Genomic DNA, 26,143 nt, shown 5'->3' with positions numbered 1-26,143 from the left:
AGCAGCGCGGGAGCGATATCCCCGTCAATTGCACGTCACCTTGCCGCGATTGGCCTCGTACTGGCTCTGCAAGCGGCCCGCGGCGAGCGCGGGATAGGTCTCGGAGAATTCGGCCAGCGCGATGCAGGCACGCCGCGTGTCGTCGAGCGCGATCATGGTCTCGGCAAGATACAGGAGGCTGTCACCCGCGCGCGCGCCGGTCTTGTCTTCCTGGTAGTTCTTGAGGAACCACGGCGCCGCTTCCTTGGCCTTGCCGTCATCCAGATAGGCCCGGCCGAGCAGGTTGCGGCCATAGGTCGTGCGCCAGTGATCGGGATTCTGCTCGACGAACAGCGTCAGCTGCTGCTGCGCTTCGGGAAAGAAGCCCGCATCCCACAGGCGGAAGCCATAGGAATATTCGTCGTCCGCCGCATCGTCGGTCTGCGGCTTGGCAATCGCCTGCACCGCGGCGACACGTTCGTCGCTCGGCCCGGCAGCGGTCGCCGTCGCGGCAACATTGCGCGTTGCGCCCGTACTCGCGGCAGGCGTGGCAGTGGGCGTCGTCGCCGCGACCGTGGCCGATCCCCTACCACCTTCGAGCGTATCCATCCGCTCGCTCAGCAGGCGGACCGCATTGGCGTTTTCCTCGTTCAGCGCAGTCTGGCGCTGGAGCTGCGCTTCGAGCGCGTCGAGCCGCGTCAGAATGTCGGTCACCGCCGTGGTCGACGTACTCGGCGCGGTCGAGGAAACGGTCGGCTGCGCCGAGATTTGGGGTTCGAAAAAGCGCCCGTCGCCGCCGGGGAAGACCTTGCGCTGCAGCGCCCGCACCTCGGCCTCGAGCCGGCGCATGCGCGCTTCGTCATTGCCGTCCTGCGGCAGCGCCGGCGTGGCAGTCGCCAGCAAGGCAAAACCCGCCCCGAGAAACGACAGGTTGCGGGTAATCGATCCGAAAGTCATCGGGAGGCTCCTGGTGGGATGTCCGTAGGCGGCGGAAATTGCCCTAGCCCCGCGAATCTGTCGAGGCCATGAAACGCGCTTATCCCCCTTTCGGAAGGGGAAAATTAACCGCCGTCGGCGGCGGGAGAGGCGGGGGTTGCCGGTCGTTCGGCGCGCGCCAGCAGCGCTTCGGCGGTGATCGGCGCGTCCTTGATGACCTCGTCCACTTCGGACAGCTTGGGGACCGAACGGCCGCCCACGGTGATCGCCAGCGCATAGGGCCGACCGGTCCAGACCTGCGGCCCTTCGGCATCGGCGGGCACGGTGAAGCTGTCACCCTCGGCCATCTGCGCCTCGTACAGACGCTCGCCATTGGCGTCGTAAAACTTGACCCAGGTGCCATCCATCTCGCTGGTGAAGACCACCGGACCTGCAGCCGCGGGGGCCGCTGCCTGCGCGGGTGCATCGCCGTTCGCGGCCTTGTCCGCGACCTCGGCCTTCGGGTCCTGCAGCGGCGCAGGCCCCATGCCGGGGGCAAAATAGCTGCTGTAGAAGGCGTAGATCCCGCCCAGCAGCAGCACGGCTGCGAACAGCGCGAACCACGCCAGTCCGCGCCCCGGGACGCGCGCCGGATCGCCGGGCTCGAACTTGGCGGGGGCATCACCGACATCTTCGCCATCGGCAAGCTCCAGGCGGGCCTGTTCGACGATCTCGCGTTCATCGAGCCCAACCAGCCGGGCATAGGTGCGCGAGAAACCGACCGCATAGGTTCGTGCGGGGAGATCGGCGAGCCGGCCGTTCTCGATTGTCAGCAAATGGCGCTGCGGTATGCGAGTCTCTGCCGCGACCTGCGTCAGCTCCATCCCCGCGTCCTCGCGCGCCTGTTTGAGCCGCGCGCCGACGGTGCCGGCTGGTACAACCGGTTCCTGTTCAAGAATTTCTTCGTCGCTCATGCGATCCCCGATAATGCGATCCTGCGGTTTTCCCGCATGTGGTCTTGACGCAGGAAAAGCGAACCCGCGGTACGCCTGTCAAGCATGCATCATAACACAGTTGGTATCTATGGACGAGAAGAGGCGGTTTCGCGACGAAATCAGTCGAGATCGATATCGCGTTCGCTGGCCCATTTGTGCAACTCGGCGCGCATGTCTTCGGGCGGGGATGCCAGCAGGCGCGTCATATGCTCGGTCAGTTCGGCCAGATCGACCTTGCGCACCAGTTCCTTGATCGGGCCCACCGCGGCGGGCGTGATCGATAGCCGCCGATAGCCGATCCCCAGCAGCGCCAGCGCTTCGAGCCGCCGCCCACCCATTTCGCCGCAGATGCCAAGCCGGACATTCTGCCCGACCAGCGTCTGCGAAACGCGTGCAAGGAAGCGCAGAATAGCCGGGCTGAGCCAGTCGTAGCGCTCCGCCAGCTTGGGGTTGGCGCGATCGGCTGCAAACAGGAACTGCGTGAGATCGTTGGTCCCGACCGAGATGAAAGACAGCTTGGGCGCCAATACGTCGAGCATGTCGGCCAAGGCCGGCACTTCGAGCATGCAGCCATATTCGATCGTTTCGGGCACAAGCTTGCGCCGGTCGCGCAGGAAGGCGAGCTGTTCGTCGAACACTTTCTTCCCGGCATCGAACTCCCATGGCTCGCTGACCATCGGGAACATCACCGAAAGCGTGCGGCCCGCCGCGGCTTCGAGCAGCGCCCGCGCCTGGGCCTTGAGCAGCCCTTCGCGTTCGAGCGAAAGCCGCAGCGCGCGCCAGCCCATCGCCGGATTCTCTTCCCGCTCGGCCACGGCATTGGCGAGATAGGGGACCACCTTGTCGCCGCCGATATCGACCGTGCGGAAGATAACCGGCTTGTCGCCCGCCGCGTCGAGCACATCGCGATAGAGTCGCATCTGGCGGTCGCGCTGCGGGAGGGTGGAGGACACCAGGAACTGGAATTCGGTGCGAAACAAGCCGACGCCGTCCGCGCCGCTCATCGCCAGCGCGCTCATGTCGTCGCGCAGGCCCGCATTCATCATCACGGTGATGCGCGTCCCATCGCGGGTAAAGGGTTCGACATCGCGCAGTTCGGCGTAGGCAGCCTGTTTTTCGCGCGTCCTGGCGAAGCGGGTCTCGAATGCCTCGAGCACCTGCTGGTTGGGGCGTAGAGTGACCCGCGCCCTGTCGGCATCGAGGATCACCTCGTCGCCTTCGGCAACCCGCGTCCGAATACCTGTGACGCGGCCCAGTACCGGTACGCCCATGGCGCGCGCCACGATCACGACATGAGCGGTGAGCGAGCCTTCCTCCAGCACCACACCCTTGAGCCGGCGCCGGTCGTATTCGAGCAGTTCGGCCGGACCGAGATTGCGCGCGAACAGGATCGTGTCACGCCGCAGCCCCTGCGTCGCCGCGGTGCCAAGCTGGCCAGACACGATCCGCAGCAGGCGATTGGAGAGGTCCTCCAGATCGTGCATCCGGTCCTGCAGCAGCGCATCGTCGATTTCGCGCATGCGCATGCGGGTGCGCTGCTGAACGCGTTCGATCGCCGCCTCGGCGGTCAGGCCGCTGTCGATCGCCTCGTTGATCCGGCGGCTCCAGCCTTCGTCATAGGCGAACATCTTGTAAGTCTCGAGCACTTCGACATGCTCGCCGCCCTTGCCGAATTCCGCTTCCTTGCCGAGCGCATCGATCTGGTCGCGCATCTTGTCGAAGGCGCGATAGACGCGCTGGCGCTCGGCTTCGATATCCTCGGCCACGACCTGATCGATCTCGATCCGCGGCTGGTGGAAAACCGCGTGGCCTGCCGCAAGGCCTTTCACCAGAGCCAGTCCCTCGAGCACATCATTCTCGACATGCGTAACCTCGAGGTCGATCGGCCCTTCGCCATCGACCAGTTCCTTGTGCGCGATCAATTCCGACAGGACCATGGCGGTGGTCTGCAACGCCTCGATCTCGATTTCCTCGTAGCGGCGCGGATCGACATGCTGGACGCACAATACGCCCACTGCGCGTTCGCGGTAGACGATCGGCACGCCGGCGAAGGAATGGAATTTTTCCTCCCCCGTCTCGGGGCGATAGGCAAAATCGGGGTGGGCCTTGGCCTCGGCCAGGTTGAGCGTTTCGATATTGTTGGCGATGGTCCCGGTCAGGCCCTCGCCCACGGCCAGCCGCGTGACGTGGACCGCTTCGGCATTGAGGCCCTGCGTCGCATACAGCTCCAGCGCGCCTTCGCGCAGCAGGTAGATCGAGCAGACCTCGCTCGACAGGCTCTCGGCGATGATCTCGACCACGCGGTCGAGTTTGTGCTGTGCATGGGTACGCCCGGCCATGACCTCGTGCAGGCGCGTAAGTATCTGGCGGGCGGAAGCAACTGCGGACATGCCTCAGCCTATAGCAAATAACTGGTCGGGCGGAAGCGGGGCACGTGGCCCCGCCCCCCGTTTGCCATCGTCAGCAGGAAGCGATCTCTTCCTTGATCCGGAGTTTCTGCTTCTTGATCTGCTGGATCATCGCGATGTCGGGTGCCGGTCGGATCTGTTCCTCGTGCAGGCGGACCTCGAGACCGGCGTGCTTGGCTTTGAGCGCGTCGACATGGGATGATTGCATCGGGTTGTCTCCTTGACGGTTGTTTGACCCCAGGAGCGACTCGTACGCTTGCGCGGAACGAGCCGCAGACCAGGTAACAAACCACAGGATTGCCAATTTACAAAGAGCCTTGTTGTGGGCATGCGACAAAGCGGTCGCGAGGGGCGATTGTCCGGAAAGGTCGGCGTGAACGAACAGGAACTGCGCAAGAGGCTCGCGCTGCTCCGCAGCGAGCATCGCGATCTCGATGTCGCGATCGCGGCACTGACTCACGCGGGCGAGCAGCGGGGCTTTACCGACCAGTTGCAGATGGCCCGGCTGAAAAAGCGCAAGCTCGTGCTCAAGGATCGGATCGCCGCGATCGAGGATGTGCTGCTGCCAGATATTATCGCCTGATTCCCGCAGCTTGCGTCGCACCCGCTGTCATGCGAGCGGCGCCGTGGTTAATCCGCTGGAAGGAATGACGCGAAATGCGTAATAAAAGCGCATGTCGGCCCGCGATATCAACGAAGAGATCATCGAAGATCTCTACAGCGCAGCGCTTATGCTCGCCGATGATGCGCGCGCGGCTTTCGACCTGCGCTGTGAAGACACCAGCGCCGATCCCGACGACCTGACGCGCGTGGCGCTGTCGATCGAGGGGCTGCGCGCGACCACCCGGTTGATGCACGTACTGGCGTGGTTGCTCAACCAGCGTGCCTATATGGCGGGCGAGCTGTCCGAGCAGCAGCTTGAGCGGTGCGGCACCCTGCCCGAGGAACGCGAAGCCGATGCGGACAATCTTGCGCGGCTCGAACCGAGCACCCGGGCGCTGATCGAGGACAGCGAGCGGCTGCATGCGCGCGTGGCACGGCTCGATCGCCACCGGCGCTCGCAAGTCGTGGCAGCCACGCCGGTTGCCTCGCTGCAAGGGCGGATCGCGCAGGCCTTTGCCACCGGCTGATCAGGCGGCGGTCAGTGCCCGCGCGTAACGCGCAAGGCGGGCTTCGCGCACGTCCCCGGTCATCTGCGGATTGAACGTTTTTCCGCCGCCGCGCATGGCCTGCGCGGCCCTTTCTAGACTATCCTGCATCCCGGATCCGACAGCAGCGAGGATGGCGGCGCCGAGCGCGGTCGTCTCGACAAAATCGGGCCGTTCGACTTCGAGATCGAGAATATCGGCCAAGTCCTGCGCCATCCAGTCGTTGGCGCTCATCCCGCCGTCGATATGCAGACGGCACCAGGGGGCCCCGTCCGCCGCGAAGGCGCTTGCCAGATCATGCGTCTGGTGCGCCATCGCCTCGAGCGCCGCGCGCGCGATCTGTGCGCGCCCGCTGGCAAAGCTGAGGCCCGAAATGACCCCGCGCGCATCGGGGTTCCAATGCGGCGCACCCAGCCCGGCAAGTGCGGGCACGATCACCACCTCGCCGCTATCCTCGATCGAGCGCGCCAGATCCTCGGTCTCGGCAGCGCTGCCGATCAGGCCAAGCTGGTCGCGCAAATACTGGATAAGGCTGCCCGCGACGAAGCATGAACCCTCGATCGCGTAGGTCCGCACACCGTCCTGCTGATAGAGCACCGTGCCGAGCAACCGATGCTCCGAGCGCGGGATTTCCTGCCCCATATTGGTCAGCACGAAGGCCCCGGTGCCGTAGGTCGCCTTGGTTTCGCCGAAACCAAGGCACCCCTGCCCGATCGTCGCCGACTGCTGATCGCCCGCCAGCCCGCAGATTGGAACCGCCGCGCCGAGCCACTGCGCATCGCAGGTCGCCAACTGCCCATGCGTATCGACCACTTCGGGCAAGGCGGCGCGCGGCACGCCGAACAGTTCGCACAGATCCTCGTCGAACTGCGCCCCGTCGAGCGGAAGCAGCAGTGTGCGGCTGGCATTGCTTGCATCGCTCAGATGCGCGCCGCCCGACAGTTTGTAGGCCAGCCAGCTCTCGACCGTGCCGAAGGCCAGCGTGCCGGTTTGCGCGGCCGACCGGACACCCTCGTCATGGTCGAGCATCCAGCGCATCTTCGTGCCCGAGAAATAGGGATCGAGCAGCAGGCCGGTGCGCCGCTGCACTTCCGGTTCGTGGCCATATTGCTTCATGTCTGCGCAGAAACCCGCAGTCCGCCGGTCCTGCCACACGATCGCACGTGCCAGCGGCTCGCCGGTCTCGCGGTCCCAGGCCACCACGGTCTCGCGCTGGTTGGTAATGCCGATGGCGCCGATCCGGCCGACATCGTCTCCGGTCACTTCGCGCGCGCAGGCGAGCGTCTTGTCCCAGATCTCGGCGGCATCGTGCTCGACCCAGCCGGGCCTGGGATAATGCTGCGTCAGCGCCTGCTGCGCGACCGCTTCCATCGTGCCGTCGGCGGCGAACATCATGGCCCGTGTGGAGGTGGTCCCGGCGTCGAGGACGAGGATGCAATCGGCCATGCTGTCTCCCATGCAAGCGGCGAGACGTGACATGGCGCAGCCTAGTCCCCATATGCAAGGGCATGGCTGGACCTCCTCCCAAACCGTGGCCGACCGGCAAGGCGATGCAACTCGAGCCGCTGGTGCGGCGCGTGCTGGCGCCGAACCCCTCGCCCTATACCTACACCGGGACGCAATCTTACATCGTCGGTATCGGCGATGGCTGCGCAGTGATCGATCCCGGCCCGAACGAGACCGAGCACCTGCTCGCGCTCGATGCCGCGATCGGCGAAGAACACGTCTGCGCGATCATGTGCACGCATACGCACCGCGACCATTCGCCCGCAGCGAAGACGCTGGCCGCGCGCACGGGTGCGCCGATTGTCGGCTGCGCGCCGCTGGTGCTCGACGACAGCGGCCCGCGCGCCGATGCCTCATTCGACCGCACCTATGAACCCGACAGGGTCATGGAAGATGGCGAACAGATGACCGGTCCCGGCTGGACGCTGACCGCGGTCGCCACGCCCGGACACGTGTCGAACCACCTCTGCTTCGCGCTGGAGGAAAGCGGCGCGCTGTTTACCGGCGACCATATCATGGGCTGGTCGACCAGCGTCGTGATCCCGCCCGATGGCGACATGGGCGATTATATGAAGAGCCTCGAGCGGCTTTATGGGCGCGAGGACCGGGTGTTCTACCCCGCGCATGGCGAAGCAGTCGACAAGCCGCGCCAGCTGGTGCGCGGGATGATCGGCCACCGCCGCCAGCGCGAGAACCAGATTGTCCGCTTGCTGGGTGAAGGCCCGCATGAAGCCCCCGATTTCGTCGGCAAGATGTACAAGGGCCTCGACCCCAAACTGCACAAGGCGGCCGAAATGTCGGTGACCGCGCATCTGATCGATCTGGAACAGCGCGGCCTCGTCGCCCGTTCGGGCAATACATGGCAGACGATCTGAAACCCGCCGTACAAACCATCGCACCTGAACTGCGCGAGGAGCGCCCGCTGGCGCGCGTCCAGGCGGTGCCGTGGCTGATCGTCATCGTTCTGCTTGCGGCAGTCGCCTGGCTCGGCTGGCGGGCCTTCTTCTACGAGGAAGAAGGCGACCCGGTGGGCAGCGCGATGCTGGCGTTCGAGAAGCAGAATTCGCTAACCGTCTTTTCCAGCCGCTTCGAGGTTGTTGCCGAGAGCGTCGACCGGCGCGGCGTGCTGAATATCGACCTGCTCGAAAGCCGGCAGGCGGCGATCATTCCAGCGACGGTCGAATACCGCCTCGACCTGTCCAGCATGGACCGCGACCGGTTCGCCTGGGACGCCGAGAGTGAAACCTTGTCGGTGATCCTGCCCCCGCTGCGTATCTCACGGCCCAATCTCGACGAGGCGGCGCAGAAAACCTTTACCGAAGGCACCTATGTCAGCCGTGATGCGAGCGCCGACCTTGCACGCAACAATTCGCAGCAGGCCGAACGCAAGGCCGCCGCCTTTGCCAAGAACCCCGAAGTCCTCGCGCTTGCACGGCAGGCCGCAAAGGATGCGGTGCGGCAGAACCTCGCCATTCCGTTGCAGATTGCCGGCTATGGCGATGTGACGGTGGCAGTCCGGTTCGACGGGGAAGCCGCGCCCGGAAATTGACGCTCCGCGAACCGCCGGGTAACCTCCTCCAAAAATAGCCAGGTCGCGTTTTTGGAGGAGATACGGGATCATGGCGACCATTCATCCGCCGCAGGTTGCAGCGCCGCGCGAACAGACGCGGTTTTTCTTTGTCATGGCTTTGGTCATGGCGCTGGTGATCGTGGGCGGCTTCACCCTCCAGCTGGCGATGGGCCGGTCCAGTTTCGCGGTTCCCGCCACCTATCACCTGCATGCCGCGGTCTTCATGGGCTGGATCGGGATCTATCTGATGCAGCACGTCACCGCGCTGCGCGGGCAATGGGCATGGCATGCCGGTTTTGGCCGGATCGCCTATCTCTGGATCCCGCTGATGCTGGTCTTCGGCAGCGTGCTGATGGTGGTGGTCGCGCGGCGCACCGGCGGGCCGTTCTTTTTCCACGTGAGCGAGTTCCTGTGGAGCAACATGATGCTGCTGTGGTGTTTCGGCGGCCTCGCCTTCTGGGCACTGCGTAGGCGGCGCTACACCGGCTGGCACCGGCGCTTGATGCTGTGCGCGATGGCGATCCTGACCGGACCCGGTCTCGGCCGGATCCTGCCCTTGCCGCTGATGATCCCGCATGCCTGGACGATCACCACGCTGGCTACGATGGTGTTTCCGCTGATCGGCATGATCGCCGACAAGCGCGCCAACGGACGCGTGCATCCCGCCTATCTGTGGGGCCTCGGCATCTACGCCGCCGTCTTCGTCCTGTCGCTGGTGCTGGCCCATTCGGAGACGGGGATGGCGATTACCAGCAGCGTGATCGCGGACACGCCGGGCGAACTGCGTCCGATGGAGGCGTTTCTGCCGCCCGGCTTCACAATGTAGGAACGCCCTCGCCTTCCGGGCCGTTCAGTCTATAAGCGCCCCAAACGCAGCAGACGGGACCCCACATGACCGCACAGACCGACCTGCCGACCGGCCAGGACCTGCTCGCCGAGATCAATCGCCTCCGCAAGGAGAAGAACGCGATCATTCTCGCGCATTACTACCAGACTGCCGATATCCAGGACCTTGCCGATTTCGTTGGCGACAGTCTGGAATTGAGCAAGAAAGCCGCCGAAACCGATGCCGATGTCATCGCCTTCTGCGGCGTGAAGTTCATGGCCGATACGGCCAAGATCCTCAGCCCCGAAAAGATCGTGGTGCTGCCCGACATGGACGCGGGCTGCAGCCTCGAGGACAGCTGCCCGCCGGACAAGTTCAGGGCCTTCCGCGAAGCACATCCCGACCATATCGCGCTGACCTACATCAATTGCTCGACCGAGGTTAAGGCGCTGAGCGACGTGATCGTCACCAGCTCCAGCGCGGAAACAATCATCAGCCAGATCCCCGAAGACCAGAAGATCATCTTTGGCCCCGACCGGCATCTGGGCGGCTATATGAGCCGCAAGTTCAACCGCGAGATGCTGCTGTGGCCGGGCGTGTGCATCGTCCACGAGGCCTTCAGCGAGACCGAGCTTCTGAAGCTCAAGGCGCAGCATCCCGACGCCCCGGTCGCCGCGCACCCCGAATGCCCACCGACCATCGTCGATCATGCCGATTACGTCGGTTCGACCAGCGGCATACTGCAGTTCGCGGAGACCTTCGAAGGCGACACGCTGATCGTCGCGACCGAGCCGCACATCATGCACCAGATGGAAAAGGCGCTGCCCAACAAGACCTTCATCGGCGCGCCCGGTGCCGACGGCAACTGCAGCTGCAACATCTGCCCCTACATGGCGCTCAACACGATGGAAAAGCTCTACGCCTGCCTGCGCGATCTCGAACCGCGGATCGAGATCGAGGAAGGCCTGCGCCTCAAGGCCAAGCAGAGCCTCGACCGCATGCTCGAAATGGCCAGCGGCACGATCGGCAAGGGCGATCTGGGTCGCGTCTAGGATACTAATTCAGGGAGAGAATTGATGGTCGCACGTCTGGCGCTGGCCGCCGCGCTCGTTTTCGCCGCCGCACCGATTACGGCGCAGGGGAGCGATGCGGAGGATCCGTATATCTGGCTCGAGGAAATCCAGGGTGAGCGCGCGCTGGCCAAGGTCGACCAGTGGAATGCCGATACCGAAGCGGTGCTGACCGCGCAGGCGGAATATCCGCTGGCCAAGGCCTGGGCCAGGCAGATCCTCGACGATACGCGCCAGATCGCCATGCCCGATGCGATCATGGGCGATCAGGTCACCAATCTGTGGCGCGACGCGGACAATCCGCGCGGGCTGTGGCGCACCGCGACGCTCGACAGCTATCTGGCGGGCGCCCCCGAATGGCGCACACTCATCGATGTCGACCAGCTTGGCGAGGACGAGGGCCAGAGCTGGGTATGGCACGGCGCCAACTGCCTTGCGCCCGATTACACCCGCTGCCTGGTCTCGCTTAGCCCGGGCGGCACCGATGCCGACGTGGTCCGCGAGTTCGACATCGCGACCGGCGCTTTTGTCGAAGGCGGGTTCACGCTTCCCGAAGCCAAGTCCAATGTCGCCTGGTATGACGAGAACACGCTGTTCGTCGGCACCGACGAAGGCGCCGGATCGTTGACCGATTCGGGCTATCCGCGTCTCGTCAAACTGTGGGAGCGCGGAACCGATTTTGCGCAAGCCCGGCTGATTGCCGAGGGCGAACAGACCGATATCAGCATGAACGGTTTCTCGGTGCTCGACGGTGAGACCCGCTACCGTTTCGTGCGCCGCGGCCCCAGCTTCTGGACCAGCGAATATGCGCTGGTGACCGACAATGGCGACACCGTCCCGCTGCCACTGCCCGAGGATGCCGAGTTCGAGGCGGTGCTTGGCGGCTTTGTGATCGGCAAGCTCAATTCCCCGATGGAAACATCTACAGGCACCGAACAGCCGGGCGCCCTGCTCGCCTGGTCGCTCGACGACGTGCTCGACGGGGGCGATCCGCAGCCCTTTGCGGTCTTCCGTCCGAGCGAAACGCAGGCGGTCGAACAGGTCGCGGCGTCGGAAAACAAGCTGTGGGTCAAGGTGCTCGACGATGTCTCGGGCAAGCTCATCGAGCTGACACCCGACGCCACCGGCTGGACCGAACGCGCAATGGACCTGCCCGCCAACAGCACCATCCAGATTGCCGAGACCAGCGGTACGGGTGACACCGCTTTCGTCACCGTGGAAAGCATGCTGACCCCGCCCACGCTCTATGCCGTGCCGAGCGAGGGCGAGCCCGTCGCCATCGCGAGCGAGCCGGCACAGTTCGATGCGAGCAAGTTCAGCGTCGAGCAGAAGTTTGCCACGTCGAAAGACGGCACCAAGGTGCCCTATTACCTCGTCCGTCCCGCAGGCGCCGAAGGGCCGCTGCCCACGCTGATCCACGCCTATGGCGGGTTCCGCGCGGCGCAGACGCCGAAGTATCTGACCGCCGAACCCTATCGCAGCGGGCCGCTGGGTCTCTTCTGGGTCGAAAGCGGCAATGCCTATGTCCTCGCCAATATCCGCGGCGGCGGTGAATACGGGCCCCGCTGGCACGAAGACGCGCTGCGCGAGAAGCGCCAGAACAGCTTCGACGATTTCCATGCAGTGGCCGACGATCTCGTCGCCAACCGGTTGGCCAGTCCGGGCCGCATCGCCGCATCGGGCCGCTCAAACGGCGGCGTACTGGTCGGCGCGGTCGCGAACCAGCGCCCCGATCTCTACGGCGCGATCATCTCGGGCAGTCCGTTGATCGACATGAAGCGCTACAACAAGCTGCTCGCGGGCGCATCGTGGATGGCCGAATACGGCAATCCCGACGTACCGGCGGACTGGGCCTTCATGCGCGAATGGTCGCCCTACCAGAACATGCGCGATACGCCCGACGTCCCCGCGGCGTTCTACTATCTGTCGACGCTCGATGACCGCGTGCACCCCGGCCATGCGCGCAAGGCGGCGGCCAAGCACGAAGCCTGGGGCCAGACCTTCTATTATCACGAGTACCGCGAGGGCGGCCATTCGGTCGGATCGGACCATGAGGAAGACGCCAAGCGCGCCGCATTGCTGCTCGCCTATCTCAATCGCGAGATCGGTAGCGGAGCGGACTAGGCACGGAGATGGGCTTCGCGCGTTCATCCCCTGACCGCAACTGGCAGGGGATGGGTGCGTGACCGCCGACATACGCTTTTTCTGGGCACGACTGAACGCGAATTACTGGTTTTATCCGGCGCTGTTCTCGATCATGGCGGGCGCGCTGGCGTTCATCATGGTCTGGCTCGACCGAGCGGGGCTGGCCGAATTCCTCAACGAAGTCGACTGGATCGTGCCCGCGCGCCCCAAGGGGGCGGCGGACATGCTCACCGTGATGGCGGGGAGCATGATCGGCGTCGCCTCGACCGTGTTTTCGATCACTATCGCCGCGGTCGCCTATGCCAGCGGCAATTACGGTCCGCGGCTGCTGACCAATTTCATGGAGGATTGCGGCAACCAGTTGAGCCTGGCGACCTTCATCGGCAGCTTCGTCTATGCGCTGATCGTGCTGCGCGCGGTGCGGGCCGAAGATGAAACTCCCGCCGCGCTGGCCGATGCCACCGCCACCGCCCTGCCCGGCTTTACCCCGCAATTGTCGCTGCTGGTCGCCTATGTCCTGATGGGCCTGTGCGTCGCGGTGCTGGTGTTCTTCCTCAACCATATCCCGTCGAGCATTCGCATCAACAAGGTGCTCAAGGGTATCGGCGAACGGCTGCTCGAGGCGGTCCGCGAGACCTATCCGGTCGAAGACGAGTTTTACGAAGCAGTCGAACCCAAGGGCGGCAAACCCTTGACCGCACGCGGCACGGGCTATGTCCAGCTGGTGGACTTCGACGAATTGGTGAAGATCGCGCGCGATTGCGGCTGCACCATCTCGCTACGCGTGCGCACGGGCGACTTCGTCCATCGCGACATGCCGTTCCTGGATGTCGATGGCTGCGATCCCGCGACCATCGATGAACGCATCCGCGGTTGCTTCACGCTCGGCTCCACCCGGACACCCGAACAGGATCCCCAATTCCTGATCGACGAACTGGTCGAGATCGGGCTGCGCGCGCTGTCGCCCGGGATCAACGATCCCTTCACCGCGATCACCGCGCTCCATTGGCTGGGTGCCGCGACCGCAGAGATCGGGCGGCGCGACTTGCGCAAGGATATCTGCGGCGAGGATTGCGACGATTGTCCGGTGATCCCGCTGCCCGACGATTTCGCCCACTACGTAAGCCGCGGGTTCGGCGCGATCCGCAGCGGGGTAGCGAGTTCGCCCACTGCAGCGGAAGTCATGCTCGATACGCTTGCCAATGCCGCGGTGCCGATTCGCGACGAGCGGCGCCAGACGCTGCTCAAGGACCAGGCCGACAAGCTTGCGCGGCAAACGCGGCTGGTGCTTGTCGGCCCGGATCTCGATCGGTTCGAGCGTCACGTCGCACGGTTCAACAAGGTCTTCTGGTAGGGGCTAGCGAACCCGGCCCGGCCGCCCCGCGCGCGCCAGTACCAGCGCGGTACCGACCAGCACCATGCCGACGACATCGAGCGGTGCCAGCAATTCGCCGAAAGCCAGCCAGCCGACCGTGGCGGCAATGGCGGGCTGGGTCAGCAGCGCCATCCCGATGATCAGCGGCGGGAAATGGCGCAGCGAGAAGACCAGCAAGCCCTGCCCGACAAGCTGGCTGCTGAGCGCGAGCACCAGTACCGGCGTCCACCCCGCCTCGCCCGGCCACACCGGTTCGCCCGCAGCCAGCGCGATGGCGAGCAGCAGCGGCGCCGCGATGAGGCTGACCAGCAGCAGCACTGCCCACGGCCCCAGCGCGGCGCGTGCCCGCTGGGCGGGAAGCAGGTAGAAGGCATAGAAGATGCCCGCTGCGAGGCAGAACAGGTCGCCCACGAAGGTGGTCGCGGAAATCTCGAGGCTGCGGCCCAGCAATATGCCCGCGCCGACCAGCGCTGCGAGCACGCCTACCCCTTCCTGCCCCGACGGCGCACGCCGCGCCGCGATGATCCCCCAGGCCATCAGGATCACACTGCCCGAATTGCCGAACAGCGTGGCATTCGCGAGCCGGGTCCGCTCGATCCCGACATGCCAGCTGGCGAGATCGACAGCGAAAAACGCGCCGGCGAGCAGGCACAGCAGCACCAGCCGCCCGTCGATCGGTCCCGGCGAACGGCCGCGCCAGGCGAGCAGCGCCAGCACCGGGAGCGGCAGCAGAAGCCGCCAGAAACCGGCGGAGACGGGGCCGGTGTCGGACAGCCGGACGAGCCATGGACCCAGCGCCAGCGCGATGTTTCCCGCGACCAGCGCGGCGAAGTGCCATGCACTTGCCTGAAAGCCATTCTTGTCCGGTGTGGCGGTTGCACTGCCCATGACCCGCCCCTAGCTCAATGGCCAACACGCGCTAGCAAAAAGGATTTGCCCGCATGCACGAAAGCCTGTTCCAGCCGCTCACCATGGGTGCCCTCGAAGCGAAGAACCGTATCTTCATGGCGCCGCTGACCCGCGGCCGCTCGACCCAGCCCGGCTCGGTCCCCAACGAGATGATGGAAACGTACTATCGCCAGCGGGCGAGTGCCGGCCTGATCATTTCCGAAGCCACCGGGATCAGCGTCGAAGGCCTCGGCTGGCCCGCCGCACCGGGGCTCTGGAGCGACGAACAGGTCGAAGGCTGGAAGCCGATCACCGACGCCGTCCATGCAGAAGGCGGGCTGATCGTTCTCCAGCTATGGCACATGGGCCGTCTGGTGCACCCCGATTTCCTCGGCGGCAATCCGCCGGTGTCCGCCAGCGCGACCACCGCGCCGGGTCATGCGCATACCTTCGAAGGGCGCAAGGATCACCAAGCCGCGAGGGCCCTGTCGGTCGATGAAATTGCGCGCGTGGTCGAGGACTATCGCCATGCCGCCGAGAACGCGAAGAAGGCCGGCTTCGATGGAGTCCAGCTGCACGCGGCGAATGGCTATCTGGTCGACCAGTTCCTGCGCGACAGCACCAATCTGCGCGATGACGATTATGGCGGTAGCCCCGAAAACCGCAGCCGCTTCCTGCGCGAAGTGCTGACCGCGCTGGTCGATGTCTGGGGTGCGGACCGCGTCGGCGTCCGCCTGTCGCCCAATGGCGAGACGCAGGGCTGCGACGATAGCGACCCGGCAGCCACCTTCGGCGCCGCCGCCCGGGTGATCGAGGAACTTGGCGTGGCTTTCCTCGAGCTGCGCGAACCGGGCCCCGACGGCACCTTCGGCAGCACCGACGTTCCCAAGCAGAGCCCGCTGATCCGCGAGCTCTATACCGGCGCGCTGGTGCTCAACAGCGATTACACGCCCGAGGGTGCCGTGGCCGATCTCGAGGCCGACCGGGCCGACGCGATCAGCTGGGGCCGCGACTTCATTTCCAATCCCGACCTGCCGGCACGCTTCCGGACGGGCGCGGAGATTGCGCCGAATGTGAATGTGCCGCATAGCTGGTATGGTCAGGGACCTGCCGGATACATCGATTACCCGATGCTAACTAAGCAGGAGCAAGCTGCGGCCGAGTGAGTCGCCGTGCGGCGACACTTCGGAGGCTGAATGCGGTCGTGGATACTCATCCCGGCAGATAACGAGAAGGCGATCGGCTCGGCAGCGGGCACGGGGGCCGAGGCGGTGGTCATCGACCTCGCCCGGCCCCTTCGTGCTGCCCAGCAGGCCACCGCACGGATCGCCGCGACGACCTGGCTGCGGCTGCATCGCGAACAGCTGGTGGCGCAGCGCAAGTTCCAACGCTGGGTGCGCATCCCCGCGCTCGGCACCCCGCACTGGCGCGATGATCTGGATGCCGCGATGGATGGCTCGCCGCACGGGATCGTGCTGTCGCACTGCCGCGGCGCGGACGATATCCGGCAATTGGCTTCGGTACTGTACGAATTCGAGGACCGGCTCGGGCTGGCGGCAAACATCACGCGGATCATGCCCGAACTGGGTTCGACCCCTGCCGGCGCGTTGACGATCCGTCGGCTCGCCGACGAGCTGCACCCGCGCGTGTCGGCTCTGACCTGGGACGCAGTCGGGCTGGCCCATGCCATCGGCGCGCGCCGCCTACGCGGGCCCGGCGGGCGGTGGGGAGACGCGCTGGCGCAGGTCCGCGCGCAAATCCTGCTGATCGCCCATGCCCGCGGGATCAGTGCCATCGAACACCCGTTCCGTGATATTCGCGACAGTGAAGCGGGGGCCCGTATCGCCGATGCGGCGCGGGCGGACGGCTTTACCGGGATGTTTGCCATTCATCCGGGGCAGGTCGAGGGCATCAACGCCGCCTTCGCCCCGCTCGAGAGCGAAATTTCCGACGCGCACAAGATCGTTTCGGCCTTTGCGACCAATCCCGGGGCGATCTCGCTGTCGGTTGGCGAGCGCCGCGTCGACCAGGCAGATCTGGAGCGCGCCAGGCGGCTGCTCGGCGAGGACTGACTAGTCCCCGGCGGGGTCGTCGCCCGCTTCTTGCGCGGCCGCCGGAGCAGGCGCAGGTTCGCTGGCTTCCTCGGGTTCGGCCGGCGCATCGCTGGCTGGGCCCGCAGCGGACGGCTGGCTCGGCGCTTCGCGTACCGGCGGCGACTGCGAGCGCAGCCGGTCGAGCGGGATCATCGCATCGCTGATCGTTCCGCCGATAACTTCACCCTTGGCATTGCGTTCGGCCTCGACCTCGGTCTCCGCCGGGGGCGCGTCGTCCCCGCAGCCGGACAGGGTCGCGGTGGCAGCGACAAGCAAGAGAGCCGAACGTATCATCATGGCAGCGCGTTGGCCTTTCCTTCGAGCGCCGCGAGGAAATCCCCGAAGCGCGCCCGCAATGCCTCATCGAAGGCCGCGGGCGCAAGATCGATTCCCAGCCGTTCGAGGCTGGTCACGCCAAACTCCTCGATCCCGCAGGGGACGATGCCGGTAAAGTGCGACAGATCGGGCGCGAGATTGACCGAGAAGCCGTGCATGGTCACCCAGCGCCGCACCCGCACGCCGATGGCGCCGATCTTGGCTTCGCGCCCGTCGACATCCTTCGTCCAGATGCCGACCCGGCCCGCACTGCGCCAGCTGGTCACGCCGATATCGGCCAGCGTGGCGATCACCCAGCCTTCAAGCGCATGGACAAAACCGCGCACGTCGCGTCCGCGTTCGCGCAAGTCGATCATGGCATAGCCGACCCGCTGGCCCGGCCCGTGATAAGTATAGCGCCCGCCGCGCCCGGCCTCGACCACTTCGAAGCGCGGGTCGAGCAATTCGGCCCCATCGGCGCTGGTCCCCGCGGTATAGACCGGCGGGTGTTCGAGCAGCCACACCATCTCGCGCGCCTCGCCCTCGGCGATCGCACGATTGCGCGCGGTCATCGCGTCGAGCGCATCGCGATAGCCGATGCGGCCCGGCTCGGCGCGCCATTCGACGGTTTCGGGGGGTGCAGACGACATGCACGATTGCGTGGCGACTGGCGAAGCGCTTATCAAGAGGCAAACGGGAGAGCCGCTGCATGAAATTCGATCTCGACACCGCGTGGAAAGACACCATGGGGCTGCTGTCACGCAATTTTGGCCTGCTGGCGGTGCTGGCCGGCGTCTTCTTCTTCCTGCCCTATGCCGGGTTCATGATCGCCGTGCCCGAAATGGGCGCTATGCAAAGCGCGCAGGCAGGCGGTGACTTCGAAGTCGTGATGGCGGCGGTGACCGAGCTGTATCTCGAATATTGGTGGGTGTTCCTGCTGCTCGCGCTGATCCAGGGCGTCGGACTGCTGGGGATGCTGGCACTGGTCCGGCGACGCGCCAACCCAACCGTGGGCGAAGCGCTGGCGACCGGCGCGCGCTCGGTCCCCAGCTATATCGCGGCGCAATTGCTGCAGACCGCGCTGATCGTGATCGTCGCGACGCTGCTTCTGACCGTCGGCGCGCTCACCGGCTTGAGCGCGCTTGCGGTGCTTGGCGGGATCATCGCTTTCGTCATCACCTGCTATATCGTGACCAAGCTGTCGCTTGCCGCCCCGGTCATTGCGATCGAGGGGCAGCTCAACCCGGTCAAGGCGCTACAACGCTCGTGGTCGCTGACCCGCGGCAACAGCATGCGCCTGTTCCTGTTCTACCTGCTGCTGACGGTCGCCTTCATCGTGGTATCGGCGGTCGTCTCGCTGGTCCTCGGCCTCGTGTTCGCGCTTGCCGGGGAACAAGGCGCGCTGCTGGGCGAGGCGATCGTATCGGGGCTGCTCAACGCGGTGATGTTCGTGCTGATGGTGTGTGTGATGGCAGCGGTGCACACGCAGTTCAGCCGCTTGGCTACCGCCCCGCAGCCCGACGCCGAAGACTAGCTTTCGCGATCCTTCCAGCCCCAGAAGAGCTGGCAGGGAAGCACGTTGAGCAGTTCGAACCCGCGATCGATGCGGCGGAAATGGCGCGCCATGAAGTCGCGCGCCTTGGCCGAGAACTGGTAGACAAGGAAGGCCCCGCCCGGGCGGATCACGTCATAGGTCGCCTGCGCGATCGCGGGGCCGACCCCATCAGGCAGGGTCGAAAAGGGCAGACCCGACAGCACGTAATCGGCGCCGTCATGGCCATGTGCCTTGACGATCTCGACCACATCGGCGGCCGATCCGTGGACCGCATGGAAGCGGCTGTCGCGGAAATGCTTGCGCAGATAATCGACATAGAGCGGGTTGGTGTCGATCACGATCAGCGTACCGTCGCGCCGCAAGCGGTCGAGCACCGGCTGGCAGAAAGTGCCGACCCCGGGGCCGTATTCGACGAACACCTCGCACTGGTCCCAGTCGACCGGGGCGAGCATCTTGCGGATGGTGAAGCGCGAAGACGGGATGATCGAGCCAACCATCCGCGGTTCTTCGACAAAGCCACGGAAGAACACCCCCCACTGGCCGAAGAAACGCGCCGCGCGTGTACGCAGCCGGGGCCGCGAAATGGTGCCAACGCCCTGATGTCCGGTCAAAATCGCGTACCCTGTGATTGTTTCACTAAGGCGCCGGTTTGCCAGTCCCGCTGCACCATTGCAAGGAGCCGAGCGCGCGCCTACCGCCTTGGCGATGGCCGATGTCGAACCCACCGCCCCGCTGGCACCGCCGCCGCCGGCGCCCCCTGCGCGCACCATTCCGCGCGGGCGGATGGCGCTGCTGTTCGCGGTCATGCTGACCACCGCGGCGGGCAATACCGCGATGCAGTCGGTAATGCCCTCGATCGGCACTTCGCTGGGCGTGAACGATGTGTGGATCAGCCTCGCCTATAGCTGGTCGGCGCTCTTGTGGGTGATCTGCGCGCCGATCTGGGCGCAGAAATCGGACCAACGCGGGCGCAAGGCGATGATGGCGCTGGGCATGCTCGGCTTCATCGCCAGCTTCCTGCTGTGCGGGCTCATGCTGTGGCTGGGGCTGGCGGGTATCCTCCCGGCATTCTGGGCGTTGATGCTGTTTGCCGCGGCGCGCAGCCTCTATGGCGGGTTCGGCAGCGCCGCGCCGCCCGCGGTCCAGGCCTATGTCGCCAGCCGCACACCGCGTTCGGAACGCACGCAAGCCTTGTCGCTGATTGCGTCGAGCTTCGGGCTCGGCACGGTGATCGGCCCCGCACTTGCGCCGCTGATGGTGATGCCCGTGTTGGGCCTTGCCGGGCCGTTCCTGGTCTTCGCGCTGATCGGGCTGGTTACGCTGATCGCGCTGCGCCTGCGACTGCCCGATGACGAGCCGCAATTCGCCGCGCGCGGCAGCGCCTATGATGCGCCCTATTCGGGCGGCCCGACTGCCGAGGTTTCGAAGGACGAGGACGAGGGCGACGAGCCTGCGCCGGGTAAGCTGCGCTGGTTCGAACCGCGCCTGCGTCCCTGGGTCATCTCCGGCCTGCTGGGCGGGCATGCGCAGGCCATGATCCTGGGGATTGCGGGCTTTCTCGTGCTCGACCGCCTTGGGCTGCGCGGCGATCCCGCAGCGGGGGCCGGACCTGTCGGGCTGGTGCTCATGGCGGGCGCGATTGCCACGCTGCTGGCGCAATGGGGGCTCATCCCGCGGCTCGACCTCGGGCCCCGCGCGGCTTCGCTATGGGGCATCGCCATCGCCGCGGCGGGTACGGTGGTCCTCGGTCTGGGCCAGACCATTCATACCATCGCCCTGGGATATTCGATCGCCTCGCTTGGCTTCGGCCTGTTCCGACCCGGGAATACGTCAGGCACATCGCTGGCGGTGACCCGCGCCGAGCAGGGCCAGGCAGGCGGGGTCACCGCCTCGGTTGCGGGCGCGAGCTTCATCTATGCGCCCGCGCTTGGCGTCTGGCTCTACAGCCATTCCGACTGGCTTGGCTTCGGGCTGATCGTGGCGCTATGCGCGATCGTGTTCGTCTATGGCTCTCGCGCGCTGCAAGCCGACGCTGCGCTGACGCAGGACCGCCGCTAGAGAATTTCGAGCACGGTGTCCTGCGGCCGGCACAGACGGACGCCCTTGTCGGTTTCGACCAGCGGACGCTCGATCAGGATCGGGTCGGCCGCCATTGCCGCCAGCACATCCTCCGCCGAAGCCTCGGGCATGCCGCGCTCCGCCGCATCGGTTCCGCGCAGGCGGAGGCCCGCGTTCGGGGTGGTGCCCGCATCCTTGTAGAGCTGCGCCAGCTTTTCCGCGCTCGGCGGATCCTTCAGATATTCGATCACCTCGACCTCGACCCGCGACAGGTTCTCGAGGATGGCCAGCGTCTTGCGCGAAGTGCCGCATTTCGGATTGTGCCAGATAGTCGCTTTCATCGGTCCGATCTCCTTTTCCGGCTCGCTACGCCAGCCAAACCCCGACGAAAAGAGGGCAGTGTCGAAAATCCCAGAGACTTCTTGCAAATGCGACTGACTCGCAATATCAGCGCAGCGGACGCAAAACAGCATCAACAGGGAAAATCATGGGATCGACATTCGAACGCACTGGGCGCGCCTCCGGCATGGCTGCACGCCAGCGGCTGGCCACATTCAAGCTGGGCTCGGCACTCGCCGCGCTTGCCGCAGCGAGCCTTCCGGCGCTGGCTATCGCTGCCGAGGAGGATTTGCCGGGAGACGACCAGATCGTGGTGACGGCCACGCGCACCCCGCTCCAGATCGAGGACGCACCGGCCACGATCACCGTGATCGATGACGAGCAGATCGCCGATGAACTGGCCACCGACATCAAGGACCTCGTGCGCTACGAACCCGGTGTATCGGTGCGCCGCGCGCCCGCCCGCTTCGGTGCCGCGCTGGGTGCGACTGGCCGCGCGCGCAACGAAGACTTCATCATCCGCGGCATCGGCGGCAATCGCGTGCTCATCCAGGTCGACGGCATCCGCAGCCCGCAGGGCTTTTCCTTTGGCGCGCAGGATGCGGGGCGCGGCGGCTACACCGATGTTTCGCTGGTCAAATCGGTCGAGATCCTGCGCGGTCCGGCTTCCGCACTATACGGCAGCGACGGGCTGGCCGGCGCGATCAGCTTCACCACCAGCGACCCGGTCGATCTCGTCGAAGCGGGCCAGCGGTTCGGCGGATTTGTCCGCGCCTCCTATTCGAGCGCCGACGAGGAATTCACCGAAACCGCGGCGATCGCAGGCCTGTTCGGCGATCTTTCGGCCATGCTGTCCTACACCCGCCGCGATTTCCACGAGCTGGAAAACGCGGGCGAAGTGGACGGCCTGGGTAGCGGGCGCACGCTACCGAACCCGCAGGACGGGACTTCCAACGCATTTCTCGGCAAGCTGGTGTGGGATACCGGCGCGCACCGGGTGCGCCTGTCGGGCGAATATCTCGAGACCGAAGTCGCCACCGATGTCCTCTCCGGGCAGGGTCCGGCCTTCCTCTTCGGCCCCTTCCCCAGCTGGATCGTCGACGATCTGACCGCACTCGACACTACCGAACGCGGCCGCTTGTCGATCGACTGGACCTATGTCGGCGAAGGCGCGATCGACTACGCGCATGCCGCAGCCTATTACCAGACGGGCGAAGACGTGCAGTTCACCGATGAGGACCGCTCGCCCGTCAGCGCCACACCGCGCCCCGATCGCGAGCGGCTGAACACCTTCGAAAACGAAGTCTATGGTTTCTCCGCCGAAGCCCGTAGCGTGTTCGGCGGCGATGCCTTCCGCACCACGCTCGCCTTTGGCGGCGATGTCAGCTGGACGCGGCAGGAGGGCCTGCGCGACGGGACCGAACCGCCGTTCGGCGAGGTGTTCCCCACGCGCGCCTTCCCTGCCACCGACTTCATGCTGGGCGGCGTGTTCCTCGCCACCGAATTCACCTTCCTCGACGGGGCGGTGACGCTGTTTCCCGCGCTGCGGTACGATTTCTACGATCTCGATCCGACCGACGATCCGCTGCTGCCCGATTTCGCTGGCTCCGCGCAGAGCGATGATCGCCTGTCGCCCAAGCTGGGCGTGACGGTGAAGCTGGCGGACGACGTCCTGCTCTACGGCAATTACGCCCAGGGCTTCCGCGCGCCGACACCGTACCAGGTGAACAACTTCTTCGAGAACCTGGCCTACGGCTACACCTCGCTGCCCAATCCCGATCTGGGCGCCGAAACCAGCGAGAGCTGGGAAGCCGGGATCAAGTTCTCGACCGAGGCAGTGTCGCTGCAAATTGCCGCCTTCACTGCCGACTATGACGATTTCATCAGCCAGCAGGTCGTGGGCGGGTCGTTCACCCCGATGGACCCGGCGCAGTACCAGTTCGTCAATTACGATGCGGTCGAGATCGAGGGCGTCGAGGCCAAGGCGAATTTCCGCATGGAGAACGGCTTCTACAGCCGCTTCGCGATCGCCTATGCCGATGGCGACATCCTGTCCCCGGGCGCGGCACCCCGCCCGCTCGACACGATCGACCCGCTCAATCTGGTGGTCGGCATCGGCTATCGCGAGCCGCAAGGCCGCTTCGGCGGCGAGCTGATCGCAACGCATCACGCACGCAAACCGCTCGACGAGACCGACGGCGGCTATCGCCCCGATGCCTTCACCATCCTCGATGCCACGGCTTTCTTCGCCGTAACCGACGCGTTCAAACTGCGCGCGGGCATCTTCAACATCTTCGACGAGAAATACGCCTACTGGCAGGACGTCAGGGGTCTCTCGGCCACATCCACCACGACCGACGCCTATACCCGGCCCGGCCGCAATGCGAGCGTTTCGCTCAGCTTCCAGTTCTGAGGGAGGACACCATGACCAACGTACGAACTTTCTTCCGCACCGCCCTTCTCGCCACCGCACTCGTCGCCGCGCCCGCATTGGCCGACGGCCCGATTGCGGACCGCGGCGAAGCGGTCGAAACCGCGCAATTCGAGCGCGACCGCGCCACCATCCTGAACATGGCAGGCGACTACAAGGTCCGCTTCGACATGCAGGAATCGACCCCGTGGATGGCAGGCTACGAACCGCTCGACCGCAAGATTTCGGGCGGGCACGAATCGGTCCGCGTGATCGAGGATACCGGCACCAAGATCATCCTCCAGCACCTGCTGGTGGTCGGGTCCGAGGGCGAGGAATTCGTTATAAAGCACTGGCGCCAGGACTGGGAATACGAGCCCGAGAAAATCCTCGCCTATACCGGCCCCAACAGCTGGGAATGGATGGAAATGCCCGAACGGCTGCGCAACGGCCGCTGGTCGCAGACGGTCTATCAGGTCGATGATAGCCCGCGTTATGCCGGGTGGGGCGAATGGCAGGACAGCCAGGGCATCCGCCGCTGGCGTTCGAACTGGACGTGGCGCCCGCTTGCCCGCCGCGATGCGGTGCGCGACCCGGTCTATGATCGTTATGCGTCGATCAACCGCCACCAGCTGACCCCGACCGGCTGGATCCACTGGCAGGACAACACCAAGATGATGCCCGACAGTGCGGGTGAGGATGGTCTGGCGCCGGTGGTGCAGGAATATGTCCTCAACACCTATGACCGGTTTGACGATTACAATGTCGCCGCCGCCGACGAATACTGGGCGGCGACCGCGGATTACTGGGCAGCCGTGCGCACGCAATGGGACGCGGTGGCCGAGGCCAATGGCGGGATCGCGATTGCCGAGGAAGCGCAGACCGGCACGGTCATCTCGGGCCGCCTGCTGACCATCGCCAACGAGATCAAGGATGGCGCGCTGAGCGAAGCCGATGCCATCGCCGAGGCGCGGCAGCTTATCACCCAGGCCACTGCCGAAGGCGCCGCAACGGCGGCTGAAGTGGCCGAGGCCAACGGCGAATATTGATCCGATGGCCGGGTGCGCGGCTGCGCGCCCGGCTATTCGCGCGGTTCTGGGGCGCTGATTGCGGGGACTTCCTGCGCGGCGTCCCCGGCGCTGATTCCGGGCGCGGGTGCGGCGCTGATCGTCTCGGTCCGCCGCGTCACCCGCGCCGCACGCTGGATCGAACGGACCAGCCGCGGATAAACCCCGCAGCGGCACAGATTGGGGATCGCCGCTTTAATTTCGGCTTCGGACGGCGCCGGGTTCTTGGCGAGCAGCGCGCTCGCCGCCATGACGATGCCTGGCGTGCAATAGCCGCACTGGATCGCCTGTTCGGCCACCATCGCCTGCTGCACCGGGTGCGAGCGGTCCCGGCTCAGCCCCTCGATCGTGGTGATGAAGCGCCCTTCGGCTTCGGCAATGGTGATCAAACAGCTGCGCAGGGCCTCGCCATCGACATGGACCATGCACGCGCCGCAATCACCCTCGCCGCAGCCGAACTTGGTGCCGGTAAGGTTGGCCGCATCGCGCAGCGCCCACAGCAGCGGGGTGTCGGGATCCATCAGGAAGCGGAGCGGCTTCCCGTTGACGGTCATTCCGGTCATGCGCGCCGTGCCTTACGTCCTGCGCCTGTGGCCGGGTTCAGGATTTCCAGCTGTCGTCGATCTTCGACACGCGGCGCTTCCACGCTTCGAAATCAAACACGCCCGCGCCGCCCTGCGATTGCATCACCGACAGGTCGCGCTGGTGCACGTCGACCACCTCCTGCGAGATCACATTGGCTTCGCCCTGGCTGAGCGTCGCGACCTGGATTTCGCACGCCCGCTGGAGCGCCCACATCTTCACGAACATTCCCTGGATGGTCTTGTCCATCACCACCGGGCCGTGATTGCGCAGCATCAGGATCGAATGATCGCCAAGGTTCTGGACCAGCCGTTCGCCTTCTTCACTGCGGACGGTAACGCCTTCGAAATCGTGATAGCCGATCTGCCCCTGGAAATTGCAGGCGTAGAAATTGGTCGGCACCAGCCCGTCCTTATGGCTGCACACTGCCATCGTGGCAGTCGTGTGGACGTGGCAGATCGCATTGGCGCGGGTGCCCAGCTTTTCATGGAAATAGGCATGCTGCGTGAAGCCCGCCTTGTTGACCATATATTGCGACGGGCCGACATTGTTGCCCTCGACATCGATCTTGACCAGGTTCGACGCGGTAACCTCGTCGTAGAGCAGCCCGAAAGGGTTGATCAGGAAGACGTTTTCCTCACCCGGCACCGCCACCGAGATATGATTGTAAATGCTTTCGCCCCAGCCGAGATGGTCGAAGATGCGATAGCATGCCGCAAGATCCTGCCGCGCCTGCCATTCGGCATCGCTGCATTCGAAATCGCGGGTCTTCATTTGCGTCGCCATGGCAAGCTCTCTCCGTAAGGGGTTTTGTTTGAGGACCTGTATCGCACGGCCGGGCGCGAGTCCGCAAGACGGCAGGACTTGGCGCTATGCAAGCCAGCCCCGCCCCGCTAACG

The 26,143-nt window shown here is 65.5% G+C and carries 26 protein-coding genes; 14 read left to right on the top strand and 12 right to left on the bottom strand.

Translation table 11 applies throughout. The features are described from left to right. Positions 1-24: 24 nt before the first annotated feature. From VWN43_RS02225 to VWN43_RS02210, 4 genes are all read right to left on the bottom strand, one after another. On the bottom strand, positions 25-936 hold the full coding sequence (locus VWN43_RS02225; RefSeq protein ID WP_320180826.1) for a tetratricopeptide repeat protein: 912 nt from the start codon (positions 934-936) through the stop codon (positions 25-27). A 104-nt stretch (positions 937-1,040) separates the two neighbouring features. Further along, positions 1,041-1,868, bottom strand: a complete 828-nt coding sequence (locus VWN43_RS02220) for a helix-turn-helix domain-containing protein (protein ID WP_320180827.1) — start codon at positions 1,866-1,868, stop codon at positions 1,041-1,043. A 140-nt stretch (positions 1,869-2,008) separates the two neighbouring features. Further along, a complete protein-coding gene (ptsP, locus tag VWN43_RS02215; protein ID WP_320180828.1) occupies positions 2,009-4,279 on the bottom strand; it encodes a phosphoenolpyruvate--protein phosphotransferase in 2,271 nt (756 codons plus the stop codon). Positions 4,280-4,349: 70 nt separating this feature from the next. Continuing rightward, positions 4,350-4,505, bottom strand: a complete 156-nt coding sequence (locus VWN43_RS02210; protein ID WP_253519010.1) for a YdcH family protein — start codon at positions 4,503-4,505, stop codon at positions 4,350-4,352. A 165-nt stretch (positions 4,506-4,670) separates the two neighbouring features. Here VWN43_RS02210 and VWN43_RS02205 point away from each other — a divergent pair, with 165 nt between their 5' ends. Beyond that, entirely contained in the window at positions 4,671-4,880 is a 210-nt protein-coding gene (locus VWN43_RS02205) for a YdcH family protein (protein ID WP_253523001.1), read from the top strand. Between the two features lie 91 nt (positions 4,881-4,971). Continuing rightward, the gene (locus tag VWN43_RS02200) at positions 4,972-5,427 is read left to right on the top strand and encodes a DUF1465 family protein (protein ID WP_320180829.1); all 456 of its coding nucleotides are present in this window, start codon (positions 4,972-4,974) and stop codon (positions 5,425-5,427) included. On the opposite strand, the gene VWN43_RS02195 is transcribed toward VWN43_RS02200, so the two are convergent. Continuing rightward, the gene (locus tag VWN43_RS02195) at positions 5,428-6,891 is read right to left on the bottom strand and encodes a glycerol kinase (protein ID WP_320182141.1); all 1,464 of its coding nucleotides are present in this window, start codon (positions 6,889-6,891) and stop codon (positions 5,428-5,430) included. It lies immediately after the preceding gene. 62 nt (positions 6,892-6,953) lie between these two features. Between VWN43_RS02195 and VWN43_RS02190 the strand changes: the two genes are divergently transcribed. From VWN43_RS02190 to VWN43_RS02165, 6 genes are all read left to right on the top strand, one after another. Further along, positions 6,954-7,826 (top strand): MBL fold metallo-hydrolase, encoded by an 873-nt coding sequence (locus VWN43_RS02190; RefSeq protein ID WP_320180830.1) that lies wholly within the window; start codon positions 6,954-6,956, stop codon positions 7,824-7,826. Then, positions 7,811-8,500 carry a DUF4230 domain-containing protein gene (locus tag VWN43_RS02185; protein ID WP_320180831.1) on the top strand — a complete coding sequence of 230 codons (690 nt, stop codon included), beginning with the start codon at positions 7,811-7,813 and terminating at the stop codon, positions 8,498-8,500. Before VWN43_RS02190 ends, VWN43_RS02185 begins: the two co-directional genes overlap by 16 nt. Before the next feature lie 70 nt (positions 8,501-8,570). Further along, a complete protein-coding gene (locus VWN43_RS02180; RefSeq protein WP_320180832.1) occupies positions 8,571-9,347 on the top strand; it encodes a hypothetical protein in 777 nt (258 codons plus the stop codon). Positions 9,348-9,412: 65 nt separating this feature from the next. Next, entirely contained in the window at positions 9,413-10,399 is a 987-nt protein-coding gene (gene nadA / locus VWN43_RS02175) for a quinolinate synthase NadA (protein ID WP_253519027.1), read from the top strand. 24 nt (positions 10,400-10,423) lie between these two features. Then, positions 10,424-12,541: a prolyl oligopeptidase family serine peptidase gene (locus tag VWN43_RS02170; RefSeq protein WP_320180833.1), complete on the top strand. Its 2,118-nt coding sequence runs from the start codon at positions 10,424-10,426 to the stop codon at positions 12,539-12,541. Between the two features lie 58 nt (positions 12,542-12,599). Beyond that, the gene (locus tag VWN43_RS02165) at positions 12,600-13,916 is read left to right on the top strand and encodes a DUF2254 domain-containing protein (protein WP_320180834.1); all 1,317 of its coding nucleotides are present in this window, start codon (positions 12,600-12,602) and stop codon (positions 13,914-13,916) included. Between the two features lie 3 nt (positions 13,917-13,919). Here the strand turns inward: VWN43_RS02165 and VWN43_RS02160 are convergent, their stop codons facing one another. After that, positions 13,920-14,825: a DMT family transporter gene (locus VWN43_RS02160; RefSeq protein ID WP_320180835.1), complete on the bottom strand. Its 906-nt coding sequence runs from the start codon at positions 14,823-14,825 to the stop codon at positions 13,920-13,922. A 53-nt stretch (positions 14,826-14,878) separates the two neighbouring features. Here VWN43_RS02160 and VWN43_RS02155 point away from each other — a divergent pair, with 53 nt between their 5' ends. Both VWN43_RS02155 and VWN43_RS02150 read left to right on the top strand, forming a co-directional pair. Next, positions 14,879-15,991 (top strand): alkene reductase, encoded by a 1,113-nt coding sequence (locus VWN43_RS02155; RefSeq protein ID WP_320180836.1) that lies wholly within the window; start codon positions 14,879-14,881, stop codon positions 15,989-15,991. Positions 15,992-16,021: 30 nt separating this feature from the next. Further along, entirely contained in the window at positions 16,022-16,897 is an 876-nt protein-coding gene (locus VWN43_RS02150; RefSeq protein ID WP_320180837.1) for an HpcH/HpaI aldolase/citrate lyase family protein, read from the top strand. On the opposite strand, the gene VWN43_RS02145 is transcribed toward VWN43_RS02150, so the two are convergent. Continuing rightward, the gene (locus VWN43_RS02145; protein ID WP_320180838.1) at positions 16,898-17,215 is read right to left on the bottom strand and encodes a hypothetical protein; all 318 of its coding nucleotides are present in this window, start codon (positions 17,213-17,215) and stop codon (positions 16,898-16,900) included. Beyond that, positions 17,212-17,883, bottom strand: coding sequence for a lipoyl(octanoyl) transferase LipB (gene lipB / locus VWN43_RS02140; protein ID WP_330768030.1), 672 nt, complete (start codon positions 17,881-17,883; stop codon positions 17,212-17,214). Before lipB ends, VWN43_RS02145 begins: the two co-directional genes overlap by 4 nt. Before the next feature lie 59 nt (positions 17,884-17,942). Here lipB and VWN43_RS02135 point away from each other — a divergent pair, with 59 nt between their 5' ends. Beyond that, positions 17,943-18,767, top strand: coding sequence for a glycerophosphoryl diester phosphodiesterase membrane domain-containing protein (locus VWN43_RS02135; protein WP_320180840.1), 825 nt, complete (start codon positions 17,943-17,945; stop codon positions 18,765-18,767). Here VWN43_RS02135 and VWN43_RS02130 read toward each other — a convergent pair. Beyond that, a complete protein-coding gene (locus VWN43_RS02130) occupies positions 18,764-19,372 on the bottom strand; it encodes a class I SAM-dependent methyltransferase (protein WP_420493539.1) in 609 nt (202 codons plus the stop codon). The two genes, VWN43_RS02135 and VWN43_RS02130, sit on opposite strands and share 4 nt — an antisense overlap. A gap of 121 nt (positions 19,373-19,493) precedes the next feature. Between VWN43_RS02130 and VWN43_RS02125 the strand changes: the two genes are divergently transcribed. Further along, entirely contained in the window at positions 19,494-20,846 is a 1,353-nt protein-coding gene (locus VWN43_RS02125; RefSeq protein ID WP_320180841.1) for an MFS transporter, read from the top strand. On the opposite strand, the gene VWN43_RS02120 is transcribed toward VWN43_RS02125, so the two are convergent. Then, positions 20,843-21,187, bottom strand: a complete 345-nt coding sequence (locus VWN43_RS02120) for an arsenate reductase family protein (RefSeq protein WP_320180842.1) — start codon at positions 21,185-21,187, stop codon at positions 20,843-20,845. The two genes, VWN43_RS02125 and VWN43_RS02120, sit on opposite strands and share 4 nt — an antisense overlap. A 146-nt stretch (positions 21,188-21,333) precedes the next feature. On the opposite strand from VWN43_RS02120, the gene VWN43_RS02115 reads away from it, so the two are divergent. Together VWN43_RS02115 and VWN43_RS02110 are read left to right on the top strand one after the other, a co-directional pair. Beyond that, positions 21,334-23,598: a TonB-dependent hemoglobin/transferrin/lactoferrin family receptor gene (locus tag VWN43_RS02115; protein ID WP_320180843.1), complete on the top strand. Its 2,265-nt coding sequence runs from the start codon at positions 21,334-21,336 to the stop codon at positions 23,596-23,598. A gap of 11 nt (positions 23,599-23,609) precedes the next feature. Further along, positions 23,610-24,644, top strand: coding sequence for a DUF6607 family protein (locus VWN43_RS02110; protein ID WP_320180844.1), 1,035 nt, complete (start codon positions 23,610-23,612; stop codon positions 24,642-24,644). 32 nt (positions 24,645-24,676) lie between these two features. Here the strand turns inward: VWN43_RS02110 and VWN43_RS02105 are convergent, their stop codons facing one another. Next, the gene (locus VWN43_RS02105; protein WP_320180845.1) at positions 24,677-25,225 is read right to left on the bottom strand and encodes a (2Fe-2S)-binding protein; all 549 of its coding nucleotides are present in this window, start codon (positions 25,223-25,225) and stop codon (positions 24,677-24,679) included. 37 nt (positions 25,226-25,262) lie between these two features. After that, on the bottom strand, positions 25,263-26,030 hold the full coding sequence (locus tag VWN43_RS02100) for a class II aldolase/adducin family protein (protein ID WP_253519087.1): 768 nt from the start codon (positions 26,028-26,030) through the stop codon (positions 25,263-25,265). Between the last annotated feature and the right edge of the window lie 113 nt (positions 26,031-26,143).

The organism is Qipengyuania sp. HL-TH1 (assembly GCF_036365825.1).
GTDB lineage: Bacteria > Pseudomonadota > Alphaproteobacteria > Sphingomonadales > Sphingomonadaceae > Qipengyuania > Qipengyuania profunda.
The sequence above is the reverse complement of the archived record's forward strand: the minus strand, read 5'-3'. Positions and strand labels throughout refer to the sequence as shown.

Coding starts and splice junctions, on each gene's coding strand:
- VWN43_RS02135 (WP_320180840.1), top strand. CDS start 17,943: ATGAAATTCGATCTCGACACCGCGTGGAAAGACACCATGGGGCTGCTG.
- VWN43_RS02150 (WP_320180837.1), top strand. CDS start 16,022: ATGCGGTCGTGGATACTCATCCCGGCAGATAACGAGAAGGCGATCGGC.
- VWN43_RS02210 (WP_253519010.1), bottom strand. CDS start 4,505: ATGCAATCATCCCATGTCGACGCGCTCAAAGCCAAGCACGCCGGTCTC.
- VWN43_RS02100 (WP_253519087.1), bottom strand. CDS start 26,030: ATGGCGACGCAAATGAAGACCCGCGATTTCGAATGCAGCGATGCCGAA.
- VWN43_RS02160 (WP_320180835.1), bottom strand. CDS start 14,825: ATGGGCAGTGCAACCGCCACACCGGACAAGAATGGCTTTCAGGCAAGT.
- VWN43_RS02190 (WP_320180830.1), top strand. CDS start 6,954: ATGGCTGGACCTCCTCCCAAACCGTGGCCGACCGGCAAGGCGATGCAA.
- nadA (WP_253519027.1), top strand. CDS start 9,413: ATGACCGCACAGACCGACCTGCCGACCGGCCAGGACCTGCTCGCCGAG.
- VWN43_RS02110 (WP_320180844.1), top strand. CDS start 23,610: ATGACCAACGTACGAACTTTCTTCCGCACCGCCCTTCTCGCCACCGCA.
- VWN43_RS02180 (WP_320180832.1), top strand. CDS start 8,571: ATGGCGACCATTCATCCGCCGCAGGTTGCAGCGCCGCGCGAACAGACG.
- VWN43_RS02105 (WP_320180845.1), bottom strand. CDS start 25,225: ATGACCGGAATGACCGTCAACGGGAAGCCGCTCCGCTTCCTGATGGAT.
- VWN43_RS02185 (WP_320180831.1), top strand. CDS start 7,811: ATGGCAGACGATCTGAAACCCGCCGTACAAACCATCGCACCTGAACTG.
- ptsP (WP_320180828.1), bottom strand. CDS start 4,279: ATGTCCGCAGTTGCTTCCGCCCGCCAGATACTTACGCGCCTGCACGAG.
- VWN43_RS02195 (WP_320182141.1), bottom strand. CDS start 6,891: ATGGCCGATTGCATCCTCGTCCTCGACGCCGGGACCACCTCCACACGG.
- lipB (WP_330768030.1), bottom strand. CDS start 17,883: ATGTCGTCTGCACCCCCCGAAACCGTCGAATGGCGCGCCGAGCCGGGC.
- VWN43_RS02125 (WP_320180841.1), top strand. CDS start 19,494: ATGGCCGATGTCGAACCCACCGCCCCGCTGGCACCGCCGCCGCCGGCG.
- VWN43_RS02170 (WP_320180833.1), top strand. CDS start 10,424: ATGGTCGCACGTCTGGCGCTGGCCGCCGCGCTCGTTTTCGCCGCCGCA.
- VWN43_RS02120 (WP_320180842.1), bottom strand. CDS start 21,187: ATGAAAGCGACTATCTGGCACAATCCGAAATGCGGCACTTCGCGCAAG.
- VWN43_RS02220 (WP_320180827.1), bottom strand. CDS start 1,868: ATGAGCGACGAAGAAATTCTTGAACAGGAACCGGTTGTACCAGCCGGC.
- VWN43_RS02200 (WP_320180829.1), top strand. CDS start 4,972: ATGTCGGCCCGCGATATCAACGAAGAGATCATCGAAGATCTCTACAGC.
- VWN43_RS02145 (WP_320180838.1), bottom strand. CDS start 17,215: ATGATGATACGTTCGGCTCTCTTGCTTGTCGCTGCCACCGCGACCCTG.
- VWN43_RS02155 (WP_320180836.1), top strand. CDS start 14,879: ATGCACGAAAGCCTGTTCCAGCCGCTCACCATGGGTGCCCTCGAAGCG.
- VWN43_RS02115 (WP_320180843.1), top strand. CDS start 21,334: ATGGGATCGACATTCGAACGCACTGGGCGCGCCTCCGGCATGGCTGCA.
- VWN43_RS02225 (WP_320180826.1), bottom strand. CDS start 936: ATGACTTTCGGATCGATTACCCGCAACCTGTCGTTTCTCGGGGCGGGT.